Annotated in this window: 9 protein-coding genes and 1 other RNA gene; 3 read left to right on the plus strand and 7 right to left on the minus strand. The window is 41.2% G+C overall.

Translation table 11 applies throughout. The features are described 5' to 3' along the window. Positions 1–51: 51 nt before the first annotated feature. From ssrA to BCY91_RS03685, 7 genes are all read right to left on the minus strand, one after another. Positions 52–448: a transfer-messenger RNA gene (ssrA, locus tag BCY91_RS03655) on the minus strand. Positions 449–687: 239 nt separating this feature from the next. Beyond that, positions 688–1890: a pyridoxal phosphate-dependent aminotransferase gene (locus BCY91_RS03660; protein WP_120180670.1), complete on the minus strand. Its 1203-nt coding sequence runs from the start codon at positions 1888–1890 to the stop codon at positions 688–690. A gap of 96 nt (positions 1891–1986) precedes the next feature. Then, a complete protein-coding gene (locus BCY91_RS03665; protein WP_120180671.1) occupies positions 1987–3075 on the minus strand; it encodes an acyltransferase family protein in 1089 nt (362 codons plus the stop codon). 3 nt (positions 3076–3078) lie between these two features. Then, a complete protein-coding gene (locus tag BCY91_RS03670) occupies positions 3079–4257 on the minus strand; it encodes an AIR synthase related protein (protein WP_120180672.1) in 1179 nt (392 codons plus the stop codon). 121 nt (positions 4258–4378) lie between these two features. Next, complete coding sequence (locus BCY91_RS03675; protein WP_120180673.1) at positions 4379–5266, minus strand: DUF72 domain-containing protein; 888 nt, start codon at positions 5264–5266, stop codon at positions 4379–4381. A 35-nt stretch (positions 5267–5301) separates the two neighbouring features. Further along, the gene (locus BCY91_RS03680) at positions 5302–6366 is read right to left on the minus strand and encodes a COX15/CtaA family protein (RefSeq protein WP_245988995.1); all 1065 of its coding nucleotides are present in this window, start codon (positions 6364–6366) and stop codon (positions 5302–5304) included. A 71-nt stretch (positions 6367–6437) separates the two neighbouring features. After that, entirely contained in the window at positions 6438–8471 is a 2034-nt protein-coding gene (locus BCY91_RS03685; RefSeq protein WP_120180674.1) for a ubiquitin-like protein, read from the minus strand. Positions 8472–8659: 188 nt separating this feature from the next. On the opposite strand from BCY91_RS03685, the gene uvrA reads away from it, so the two are divergent. The 3 genes from uvrA (at position 8660) to nth (ending at position 12671) form a co-directional block, all read left to right on the plus strand. Further along, positions 8660–11515, plus strand: coding sequence for an excinuclease ABC subunit UvrA (uvrA, locus tag BCY91_RS03690; RefSeq protein ID WP_120180675.1), 2856 nt, complete (start codon positions 8660–8662; stop codon positions 11513–11515). Positions 11516–11543: 28 nt separating this feature from the next. Beyond that, positions 11544–11747, plus strand: a complete 204-nt coding sequence (locus BCY91_RS03695) for a hypothetical protein (RefSeq protein ID WP_147387905.1) — start codon at positions 11544–11546, stop codon at positions 11745–11747. A gap of 168 nt (positions 11748–11915) precedes the next feature. Further along, complete coding sequence (gene nth / locus BCY91_RS03700; protein ID WP_120180677.1) at positions 11916–12671, plus strand: endonuclease III; 756 nt, start codon at positions 11916–11918, stop codon at positions 12669–12671. Positions 12672–12766: the final 95 nt, after the last annotated feature.

The raw sequence follows: 12766 nt of genomic DNA on the forward strand, positions 1-12766 counted from the left end.
CTGGGCAATTGTCCGGACGTTGTCTAACTGATTGAAAGTCAATTCATTTTTAAGTGGACCCGGAGGGATTCGAACCCTCGTCCAAACATGGGACCAGTTGTGCTTTCTACATGCTTATTTTATGGTTAGTTTTCGTGAGCAACTTGGACATAAACACCCCGGTTACCCCTTAGTTTCTAAAGTTTTCGAGAAAAGCCCGAAACCTGCTTTTCCTTATTCCGGCATTTCCGTGCTTCCATATCGGTCGCCGCCAGACTTGGCAACCGGGAAACATCTCGCTCGCACTTCTTAAGTGCGACTAAGCAATCTTAACTTGGTTAAGATTAGGCAGCAAGAGCGTAGTTATTTTCGCCTGTTATGTTGTGAAGACCAATATTTGAGCGCTGAGCCTTCATTGCGCTGCATGCTTACACACTCATCATCCATCCTGTCTATTCCGGTCGAGCCCAATTTTTTGAGTTCATTAGTCGTTAGGACTTTACTAACGATGTAAATAATTCATTAGTATTTCCAGACGTTTCAAGAAACTACGATGTGTTAAATTGATAAAACGTTCTTTTATCAGGGCAACAAAAATATCAAAATTAATGAAGCTAAAAAAGCTAAGCCAGATTAATCCTTTACTTATGACATTTTTCTCACCATTCACCATCGTCCATTGACTAATGAACCAATGAACTAACTCTACTATTGAACTAATCGCCCCGGGTATTCCTGCAAGGCTTTCTCTAAGCAAATCATCGCCTTTTTTATGCTGTCTTGATTAATCACATAAGCTAAACGCACCTGATTTAAGCCTTTACCTTCGGTAGCATAAAAGCCGGCTGCAGGTGCAATCATCACCGTTTGGTTCTCAAAACTAAACTCGTCTAAAATCCATTTACAAAAGTTCTCTGCATCGTCTACTGGCAAGCTGGCTACCACATAAAATGCACCGCCCGGCATTGGGCAATAAACACCGTCCATTTTGTTTAAAGAATCAACCAAAATGTTACGGCGTTCGGTGTATTCTTTATTTACCTTTTCAAAATACTCGTCGGGCGTGTCTAAAGCTGCTTCGCCGGCCAGCTGTTCAAGCATTCCGGCGCTTAAACGGGCTTGCGCGAATTTTAAGCCGGTGCTAATCACATCCTTGTTTTTAGTAATCAAAGCGCCCAAACGTGCGCCACAAGCGCTATATCTCTTAGAAACTGTATCAACGATAATCACGTTATCATCAATCCCATCTAAGTGCATAGGCGAAACAAAAGTTTTTCCGTCGTAGCAAAAATCGCGATAAGCTTCATCGGCGATGATAAACAAATCGTGTTTTAAAGCCAAATGTTTTAAATCCTCCATTTCCTCACGGCTGTACAGATAACCAGTAGGATTGTTTGGGTTGCAAATCATGATGGCCCTTGTGCGCTGGTTAATATATTTCTCAAACTCTTTAACAGAGGGCAAAGCAAAACCTGTTTCAATGCTGGATGCTATGGGGCAAACCACCACATCGGTTTGGCAAGCAAAAGCATTATAATTTGCGTAAAAAGGTTCCGGAATTAATATTTCATCGTCAATATCAAAGCAAGAGCGTAAGGCAATTAAAATAGCTTCCGAGCCACCAAGGGTAACAATAATATCTTCCGGACGGATGTTGTAATTTAATTTACTGTAATAGGCCGCAAGTTTTGTCCGGTAACTTTCGGTCCCTTCAGATGCGGTGTACTCCCATACATTGATGTTGGCGTTTTTAACCGCATCAAGCATCGCTTTTGGGGTTTCAATATCCGGCTGCCCGATATTTAGATGATAAACTTTAATCCCTTTTTTCTTTGCTTTTTCGGCAAAGGGCGTCAGCTTCCTTATTGGGGAAGCAGGCATTTGTTCTCCTTTTGATGAAACTTTTGGCATAGGAGGGCAAAGCTAAAACAATTTGTAAAGAATATGAAAATGATTTTGCTAAAAAAAGGAAATTAAATTTATAATTCTGCGAAATTTATATTTTACCTATTTTTTATTTGGAGAAATAGCTTTCCAACTTATTGGCGGAAGCTTGTCTTTTTTGCGCAAAAAGTATTGCTCAATGCCAAACCAGGATAAGGTACCGCACAAGATAGAAGCGGCGTAAATTAAGAGGAAATAGTTTGGCGATACACCAGAATTGTAGAATACATGAATAATTACTACATGATAAATATAAGTGCCATAAGAGATGTCGATTTTGCCTAAAATATTGTTGCTTAAGTTTTTAAAGCTGAAAGCTAAAGAAAAGACAGTGAAAATTAACAGCAATAAATAGGCGAAACTGAGGTGGTTATAGCTATAACGAGAGATTGAAGTATTGGTATACACTATCATGCAAATTATTGCCACCAAAGCTGTAGCCCATATTGAGAAGGTATTGGCAAATAGTTTTTTAGCGCGGCTAAAGTTTAAATAAAATAAAATGCCGACGCCAAAAAAGCTGAAATTGTAAAAAACCGAGTTGAAAATGAGTTTGTAGGTGATTGTGCTGCCATCTAAGAAACGATTAGCCAGATAGTTAATGGTGCAGGATAAAATAATTAAAACAACTACAAGTGAATTTTTGAAAAACAGATCCCGTTTTTTCCAACTTAACAGTCGCGCGAAAGCGAAATAAAGCGCATAGAATTGTAATTCAACGCTAATAGTCCACAAGGCGCCGTTGGGATGGTGTCCCTGCGCAAATCCTTTCAGACTTTCGGGCGTATAAAACTGGAAAATCGTAAGCTGCGCAAGTACAAATTTTAGAAGATCCGAGTTTAAGGTTGCATACCCGAGGTAAAGTAAAAGCAAACAGGTTACAAAAACATTGACTGTTAATGCCGGAAAAATTCGCAATATGCGCTTTCGGCAAAATGAATTGGGACTCGAGTAATCAAAGGATTTTGCAATTAAAAAGCCACTGATGGAAAAAAATATAATTACACCGGGAAATAGCCACAATACGTCCAAGAACAGCGTGTTTTCTCCTACATCGTAAAGATTGTAGGTATGTAAAACCATTACTTGGAGGCAAGCTAACAGCCTTATTAAATTAAAGTTGTTGTTTCTGTTAGCTAATAGCGCATCCATTATTTACCAATAAACAAAATCGCCAAATTCGCTGTTGATGGTTACCTGTTTTTTATCACTCGCTTCAACACGCCCTACAATTTGGGCATCTATGCCGAAAGATTTAGAAATATCAATAATGCTTTGCGCGATGTGGGCAGGAACGTAAACTTCCATACGGTGCCCCATGTTAAATACTTTGTACATCTCTTGCCAATCGGTGCCAGACTGCTCCTGAATTAACTTAAACAAAGGCGGTACCGGAAACAGATTGTTTTTAATGATGTGTAAATTTTCTACAAAGTGCAATACTTTGGTTTGTGCGCCGCCACTGCAATGCACCATCCCGTGAATTTGCGAACGGTACTGGTCTAAAATCTGTTTGATAACCGGCGCATAGGTGCGGGTAGGCGACAAAACCAGTTTACCTGCCGTAATTTTTTGTCCGTTTTCTACCTCCACTAAATCTGTAAGTGCTTTTTGGCCAGAAAATACCAGCTCAAAAGGCACCGCGGGATCAAAGCTTTCTGGGAATTTTTTAGCGATAGCTTTCTCGAAAACGTCATGGCGGGCAGATGTCAGCCCGTTAGAGCCCATGCCACCGTTGTATTCTTTCTCATAAGTAGCTTGTCCGCTAGATGCTAGGCCAACGATTACATCGCCCGCTTGGATGGTATGGTTAGAGATCACATCGGCGCGTTTCATCCGGCAGGTTACCGTAGAGTCCACTATAACGGTCCGCACCAAATCGCCTACATCGGCGGTTTCGCCACCGGTAGAGTAAATGTTGATGCCCAGTTCGCGCAGTTCGGCTAAAATTTCTTCGGTACCGTTGATGATTTCTGCAATCACTTCACCCGGAATTATGTTTTTATTTCTGCCAATGGTAGATGAAAGCAAAATACGGTCTGTGGCGCCCACGCACAGTAAATCGTCCAAATTCATGATAATAGCATCTTGTGCAATGCCTTTCCATACAGAGATATCACCGGTTTCTTTCCAATAGATATAAGCCAAAGAAGATTTTGTACCGGCGCCGTCTGCATGCATAATGTTGCAATACGCCTCATCTCCACCTAAAATATCAGGAATGATTTTGCAGAATGCTTGCGGAAAAATGCCTTTGTCAATATTTTTGATGGCATTGTGCACATCCTCTTTTCCGGCCGAAACCCCACGTTGGTTGTATCTATTGTCGCTCATGTTGGCGCAAAGATATTAAAAGTATAGCTTATTGAGAGGTGAGATTGAAGACGTGAGATTTTGACGATGCCAAACACCTAATACCTTAAGCCATACGCCTCAAACCACCTCAGGCCTTCTGTCAAAAAAGTGTAGGCTCGTCGGTTGCCAATTTCGGGATAGTCAAATCTAACTTTAAGGCCTCGTTCAGTTTCTTAATAAAATGCGCCGATAGCAAAGGTGAAGCTTTTTCAATGTTCTGATGCACGAAGAAATCAAGCTCCTGCAAACCTTCGTTGTGCCAAAGTTTAATACGCTCTACCCATTCATCCAAACGGGTATAATCACTTTTGTGGTTGGCGCCTACGTATCTGATAAATGCCTTAGGCGTGCTTAATTTCATGTGCAACATATCGCGTCGGCCGGCGGTATCTACAATAATGTTGGTGATGTTGTTCTTTTGGAAAAGTTCAAAAATGCGGTCGGCTATCTTTTCATCGGTAAACCATTCCTCATTACGCAATTCGACACCTAAAGGGAGCGCTTTGGGGAAAAGCTTCACAAAATTTTCGAGACGATCGAAGTCTTTGGGTTTAAAATTATCGTGCAGTTGCAAAAACACCATGCCCAGCTGCTCTTCAAAATTGCTCACCGCATCACAAAATTGGTCTAGCGGTTCTTTTATGTTCAACAAGCGGCGATAATGACTTACCGTATTGGTTATTTTTGGAAAAAATTTAAAGTTTTCGGGAGTTTTCTCTTTCCAAACCAATACTTGTTCGCGGGTGGGACTATGGTAAAAAGTAGCATTTAATTCCACGCTGTTAAATTGCGTACCGTAATAGGCCAGCTCGTCTTTGGTGCCTTTTGGGTAAAACCCTTTCAAATCTGTTTTGTTCCATTTGGCACAACCTACAGAAGCGTCAAACTTTTCGCCTTTGTGTTTCTGTAAAACCTCTTTGGTCTCTTTTGCATCGGCCGGAAGGCTGAAATCTATATCTTCTGGGTTGCTTACTTGTCCAAATTTCATCGCTGATTTTTTAAATGTTAAAAATGCTCAAGCTTTTAAACGTACTGTTTTGCTTTCACTAGATAATACTGATACACTAAACTAAGCAACAATAAAATCCCAGCCAATTGATGGAAGGCGGCGAAAGTTTCAAACACCCCAAAATGCCCGTCTGTATGTGTTCTCGAGCTCAAAACCGAGGCCACACCTAAGCTAACTTGGATAAATATTAATATTAAGGGCAACCTAGATGCCTGTTTTAAGCAGGTTAACGCACTGTTTTTTGTGATGTTTTGAATTTTGAAAAAGCCCCATACAATTAGTAATGTCAACAAATAAGCCAAACCGCGGTGCACAAAATGCACATTTATCGGATGGTCCACCCAGTTTTGCGCCCATAAATTGGTTGGGATGGCTTCGCCATTAATAGATGGCCAAGTAGGCGCAAAACGTGCGGCTTTTAAGCCAGCCATAAAACCTCCATAAATCAGCTGTACCGTTAATAAAGCCAAGATAATTGTTAAAAAAGCCTTCAGTTTTGGGTTTTGATAGCTTTGGTTTTGTGGCACCAAAAGTTTTAAAGCAAACCAAAAAGTGTAAACTAACAATACCAGCGCCGCTATAAAATGGATGGCCAGTTTGATATGGTTTACGCTGATGCTGGTGTTGGTAAGGCCAGATTGCACCATAATCCACCCGATGAGCCCCTGCAAACCTCCTAAAATAAATAGAAGCACCAAGGGCCAAATCATTTTCTTTGAAAAGTATTTATTGATTAAAAAGTAAAAGAACGGGATGATGAATACAAAGCCCAAGCTACGCGCCCACAGTCTGTGAAACCATTCCCAAAAGAAAATGAACTTAAAATCGCTTAAGGTAAAACCTGAGTTGAGGTGTTTAAACTGCCCGTACTGCTTATATTGGTCAAAGGCGGCCAGCCAAGCATCATGGTTTAATGGAGGTAGCACGCCCATAATTGGTGCCCATTCTGTAATGGAAAGGCCCGAGCCGGTAAGGCGCGTTACGCCTCCTATAATAATCTGTACAATAATCATAAACACGCCAACCATCAACCAAATGGCTACTGCGCGGTTTTTTTTATCGGGAGTTAGATTTTTCAATGTCGATTACAAAAATGGTTTCAAAACAATTGGGTTCAAATTAAGTGATTCTTACCCAAAAATATGTTTGTTTATTTTACTGATATTTTAAAGGTTTCTAAAAAATCGCCTTGGTTTAAAACAAGGAGATAAATGCCTTTCTGATGGTTTCCGATATCGAAACGCCAAGTGCCGTCACTTTGTTTTGGTAGCTTTTCTTCCCTAACTGTTTTTCCGGATAAATCAACCAGACTGGCGGATAAGTTATTGCCGTTGAAACCGGGAATCGCAATGTTTACCACGTCTGCTACCGGATTAGGGTACACCACAATTTTTTGCGACGCGTCTATTTTAAAATTAACAGGGGCGGTTGCTAACGCCTCTGTTTTTCCATCAAAATCTGACAGACTCAAACGATAGTAATTAATACCATTTGCGGGGCTGTTGTCGTTAAAACTATAGCTGCTAACTTCCTCCAAGTTTCCTCTCGCAGGAACTTTTCCCACTTCCATGAAGTTTACACCGTCTGCAGAAACAGAAAGTATATAATGTTTTGCGTCTTTTTCTGAGGCACTTGTCCAAATCAGGGCTACGCTATTATTTTTCTTTAATGCTTTAAAACTGATGAGTTTTACCGGAAGGGTAGCGGCTAGGTTTTCATACGCGCCAATATCGACAACTCCGCCTATTACCCTGTTGTTCCCAGCTAAATCTTTATTTGCATTAGCCAAAAGATAAGTATTGTTGCCTTTGTTAATTAGCGGACTATCGTCTTGCAATTGGTAATCGCCTGCGGCTGGATCTGCAAATTTTGGATTTGTGTTGGGATCCAAAATACCATCACCCGCATTTGCCACAATACCAAACACCAAACTGTTCTTAATTTCTAAAGAAGATGAAATAGCTGATATGGGATTATCCGTATAGGTGTTGTTTGTAATTACGCTGTTGTATATTTTCAAAGAAGACTGGTCCGCAGACAGGATTGAAGTCGAGCCAGATCCATCAGCCTCATTTTGTGTTGCAGTAAGGTTCACAACAGTAACGTTTGAACCGTCGTTTGCAGATAAAACAGTATTGTTTCCCGCCAAATTATTTAGAAAAAGCGCGTTATTAATAACTAAGTCAGTTTTTTTAGCATAAATCCCAGCGGTACCCACAAAAGATTCGTTATCAGCAATTATTAAGTTAACAAACTCATTGCTAAGATTTGGACTTTCCGGTATTGCAGATGCACTAGGAACAATCGCAATTGCCGCGCCCTCACTGTTCACATGGTTGTGTTGTATGGTCAAATTTTGGAGAGAAATTGCGGAATTGGCAAGATACAGCCCGCCGCCACTGTAAGGAAGAATCTTGTCTGTGCCTAACGTCGGAAAATCATCGGGATTGGTTTCCAAACTTGCCAAAGCAATGCCGTTTTGGATGGTGAAACCGTTTAGCACAGCTGCGTTGCTGTTTCCCGCAGCAACAACTACATGGTAAGCGTTCGTAGCTTCACCATCTATTTCCACATTTCCGTCCAATATACTTGCATTGGCGGTGTTTGTTAAATCGCGTTCGCTTAAATTGCTTTCGGTACCTGCAAACCCCCCGTAAATTTTAGCGTCATTCTTTAGCAAAAAACAGGCATTTCGAGCCCCTCCGATTGAGTAATTTATATCGGATGGGATGCTTTTGGGTGTGTATGTACCGCCTGCAACCCATATCTGTTGGGTATTGCCGGCTAAATCTATCATGGCCTGTAAATCCGATGATGCATTTTCCCAGCTAAATCCGTTGCCAGTACCGCTGGCAATTGGCTTTACGTAAAAGATAGAATTTGGCAGCACCAAATGTAGGGTGCTTTCTTTTTGGATGTTGTAGTCTGCCAAGGTTCTTCCGTCTTCCAGCAGTTTTCCGGCAAATATTAGGCGCTGGTTTTCTGGCGGAATGCCTTCTTTGTCTTGTAGCTTTTGCTTCACTTGCTGGATGCTGTCAGAGCCTTCCGCCTCCAGCGCAATTGTTTTCCCTGTTAAGGTTTTTACAAATATTTGCATAGCACAAACGCTTGCCGGCAAAATCAGCGCAAATAGTAACGTAAGAGCAAAAAAAGTCCCTTGTGTTTTTTTAAGTAAATTTTTCATACATACGATGCGAGTTGATGTGGGGCAAATTTAGCAAAAGCATTCCATAATCGGTCTCCCCATTTCTACTAAACATGACATTCCACAGAGCATGCAACCCTAAAATTTTTAGCCTTTTTTAGCTAATTTTGCAGACTTTTAAAACAGGCACGAAGAATGTTTTTCAAGAAAAAAGGAATCCACACAATATGAGTAATAAACCAATTGATTTGGGCGAACAAAGTGAAGTAGAGGTTTACGGTGCGCGTGTTCATAATCTTAAAAATATAGATATTTCTTTTCCTCGCAACCAACTGGTGGTGATTACCGGTTTAAGCGGTTCGGGGAAATCTTCTTTAGCTTTTGATACCATTTATGCCGAAGGCCAACGGCGTTATATGGAAACTTTTTCTGCTTACTCGCGCCAGTTTATGGGCGGTATGGAGCGTCCGGATGTGGACAAAGTTTCGGGCTTAAGCCCCGTAATTGCCATTGAGCAAAAAACCACTTCAAAAAATCCGCGTTCTACAGTGGGCACCATCACAGAAATTTACGATTTCTTGCGCCTGCTATACGCACGTATTGCCGATGCCTACTCGTACAACACTGGCGAAAAAATGGTTAAAATGTCTGAAGACCAGATTATGAACCAAATTTTGTCGCAGTTTGAAGGCAAGCCTATCAATATTTTGGCACCCGTGGTTAAAGGACGTAAAGGCCATTATCGCGAGCTTTTTGAGCAAATACGCAAGCAAGGATATCTAAAAGTTAGGGTTGATGGCGAAATAATGGACGTTACACCTAAAATGCAGGTGGACCGTTACAAAATACACGATATAGAAACCGTGGTGGACCGTTTAATTGTCTCCGAAAAGGACAAAAAACGTTTATATACCTCCATCCAATCGGCATTAAAAATTGCCAAAGGCATCATTAAAATATCAGATAAAGAAAACAATACCTATCATTTTTCTAAATACCTGATGTGCCCAAGCACTGGTGTTTCGTATGATGAACCACAGCCAAATTCTTTCTCTTTCAACTCGCCGTACGGAGCTTGCCCCGAGTGCGACGGTTTAGGTTATGTTTTTGATGTGGATGAGGAATCGGTAATCCCAAATAAAAAACTAAGCATTGTAAACGGTGCTTTGGCGCCTTTAGGCGATTATCGCGAAACATGGATTTTCCAAGTTATCAAAGCTTTGGGCAAAAAATATGGCTTTTCTTTATCGCAACCCATTGAAAAATTAGATCCAAAAGCCGTTGATATTTTATTGCACGGTACCGAGGATTTGATAACCGTGCCTGTAGAGTATAATAAATGGAACGTACAAAATTATCAAATCAATTTTGATGGCATTATCAAAATGCTGGAAGAGCAAAATGAGAAAAAGGGGGGCATAGGTAGTGATGATTTAGATAGCTTCCGAGTTTTAAAAACCTGCCCGTTATGCGAAGGAGCACGTTTAAAAAAGGAATCGTTGCATTTTAAGGTCGACGGGAAAAATATTTTTGAGCTGGCCTCAATGGACATCAGCAACTTGCAGACTTGGTTTGTTGGCTTGGAGGATAGGCTTAGCGAAAGGCAAAATGTAATTGCCAAAGAAATTTTGAAAGAGATACGCTCCAGAATAGGTTTTTTGTTAGATGTTGGACTGGTTTATCTCACGTTGGACCGTACGGCAAAAACCTTATCCGGCGGCGAGGCGCAACGTATTCGTCTGGCAACGCAAATAGGCTCGCAACTGATGAATGTGATGTACATTTTGGATGAGCCTTCCATCGGTTTGCACCAGCGCGATAACGACCGCTTAATCAATGCCTTAAAAAGCCTTCGCGATTTAAGCAACACTGTTTTGGTGGTTGAGCATGATAAGGATATGATACTGGAAGCCGATTACGTGATAGACATGGGGCCGGCTGCCGGCGTAAAAGGTGGCGAAGTGGTAGCCCAAGGAACCGCGGCGCAATTGCTGGCTTCGCATACGTTAACCGCATCTTACCTTAACGGCGAGCGCGAAATAGCCGTTCCGCAGAAAACAAGGGAAGGCAACGGAAAGGTGTTAAGCTTAAAAAAAGCATCGGGTAACAACCTTAAAAACGTAAGTGTAGATTTTCCTTTAGGAAAGCTGATTTGCGTTACCGGGGTGTCTGGCAGCGGAAAATCTACTTTGATAGGCGAAACACTTTACCCTATTTTAAACAAGCATTTTTTTAGGGCTAAAAAAACGCCGATGCCTTACAAAGAAATTAAAGGTTTAGAGCATATTGATAAGGTAATTGAGATTGACCAAACGCCAATCGGGCGTACGCCGCGCTCCAACCCATCTACTTATACCGGTGTTTTCTCTGATATCCGCAATCTATTTGTGGCTTTACCCGAAGCGCAAATTCGCGGTTACAAGCCCGGCTGTTTCTCATTTAACGTAAAAGGCGGACGTTGCGAAACCTGCCAAGGCGGCGGCATGAAGGTGATAGAAATGAACTTTTTGCCAGATGTACAGGTGCCTTGCGAAGTTTGTGGTGGAAAACGTTACAACCGCGAAACACTGGAAGTGCGCTACCGCGGAAAATCCATCAGCGATGTGCTGGATATGAGCATTGAAGACGCGGTAGATTTTTTCGAGAACATCCCATCTATCCATCGGAAAATAAAAACATTGAAAGATGTGGGCTTAGGTTATATCACGCTGGGGCAGTCATCAACCACGCTTTCTGGTGGCGAGGCGCAACGCGTAAAACTGGCTACCGAGCTTTCTAAAAAAGATACGGGCAACACTTTTTATATTTTAGACGAGCCCACCACCGGTCTGCATTTTGAAGATATTAATGTATTACTGGGCGTATTAAATATGCTGGTAGATAAAGGCAATACCGTTTTGGTGATTGAGCATAATTTGGATGTGATTAAAGTAGCCGACCATGTGATTGATTTAGGTCCTGAAGGTGGCGCCGGCGGCGGTACTATCGTTTACGCCGGTACGCCGAAAGGCTTAACGAAGGTGAAAGAGAGTTTCACGGGAATTTTCTTAAAAAAGGAGCTGGAGAGCATGGCGAAGGTTTAGCGTATTTATAGTTATATTTAGGATGCCGGTGAGGAAAAAAGAAAAACTAAATATAGTTGCGGAGCCTAAAGCTGATTTTGAGAAAGCAGAATTGGATTTATTGCGCAGTGCGATGAAACATTCTTACACAGAACGTTTTTTAATGATGACTACGCTGATGAAGATGGACAAAATGTTTCGAATGGCGAAAATACAAATCGCTTGTCTCAAACGCATGTTTAGAAATTTGTAAGCAACAGAATACCCAGATGGGCAAATTATGGCAACGGAACTATTACGAACATATCGTTAGAAATGACGCTGCCTATCAAAATATTTCCCATTACATCTTAAACAATCCTGGTAAATGGTATGATGATAAATTTTATAAAGAAAAATAAGGCTTTACTATAGATATAAAATGCTAAAAAAAGATCGCTACCAAGCCTTTGTTGATTATTTTTCAAAACATCAGCCAGAGGCAGAAACGGAGCTAAAATATACCAACCCATTTGAGCTATTAATTGCGGTTATCCTTTCTGCACAATGCACCGATAAACGCATTAACCAAATTACACCAAAACTGTTTGAACGTTATCCAACGCCAGAATCTTTGGCAAGTTCCACCGTGGAGGAGGTTTTTAGCTATATCCGTTCGGTAAGCTACCCTAACAACAAGGCAAAGCACTTGGTGGGCATGGCTAAAATTTTGCTGCACGAGTTTGGTGGCGTAGTGCCAGAGGATGTTAAAGATTTGCAAAAGATGCCGGGCGTTGGCCGTAAAACAGCCAACGTGATAGCGTCTGTTATTTACAATGCACCTGCAATGGCGGTAGACACGCATGTTTTCCGCGTATCAAACCGCTTGGGTTTAACCAGCAATGCCACAACGCCCTTAGCGGTAGAAAAGCAATTGGTAAAATATCTGCCACAAGATAAAATTCACGTGGCGCACCACTGGCTTATATTACACGGACGTTACATTTGTGTAGCACGCAACCCAAAATGTGATATTTGTCCTATCAGTTATTTTTGCCGCTATTTTGAAAAAAATAATACGCCAAGTGCACTGTTAAAAAAAGAGGCGGAGCTAGCTAAAAAAGCGAGGCTGAAAGCGGATAAGACGAAAAAAGATAAAATAGCTAAAGAGCTGAAAAAAAGAGCGGTGCAAAACTAATGGATTTTGCTTTTTATATTTTGCGCACAATTAACTAAGTTTAATTTCTTATAAATTTTTATATACCAAAAATATTAGCAATTTTTGCACGTTTA

Source organism: Pelobium manganitolerans (assembly GCF_003609575.1).
In the GTDB taxonomy this organism is placed as follows: Bacteria; Bacteroidota; Bacteroidia; order Sphingobacteriales; family Sphingobacteriaceae; genus Pseudopedobacter; species Pseudopedobacter manganitolerans.

Excerpts from the sequence above, each read along its gene's own strand:
- BCY91_RS03660 (WP_120180670.1), bottom strand. The coding sequence starts at position 1,890 with ATGCCAAAAGTTTCATCAAAAGGAGAACAAATGCCTGCTTCCCCAATA.
- nth (WP_120180677.1), top strand. The coding sequence starts at position 11,916 with ATGCTAAAAAAAGATCGCTACCAAGCCTTTGTTGATTATTTTTCAAAA.
- BCY91_RS03665 (WP_120180671.1), bottom strand. The coding sequence starts at position 3,075 with ATGGATGCGCTATTAGCTAACAGAAACAACAACTTTAATTTAATAAGG.
- BCY91_RS03675 (WP_120180673.1), bottom strand. The coding sequence starts at position 5,266 with ATGAAATTTGGACAAGTAAGCAACCCAGAAGATATAGATTTCAGCCTT.
- BCY91_RS03670 (WP_120180672.1), bottom strand. The coding sequence starts at position 4,257 with ATGAGCGACAATAGATACAACCAACGTGGGGTTTCGGCCGGAAAAGAG.
- uvrA (WP_120180675.1), top strand. The coding sequence starts at position 8,660 with ATGAGTAATAAACCAATTGATTTGGGCGAACAAAGTGAAGTAGAGGTT.
- BCY91_RS03685 (WP_120180674.1), bottom strand. The coding sequence starts at position 8,471 with ATGAAAAATTTACTTAAAAAAACACAAGGGACTTTTTTTGCTCTTACG.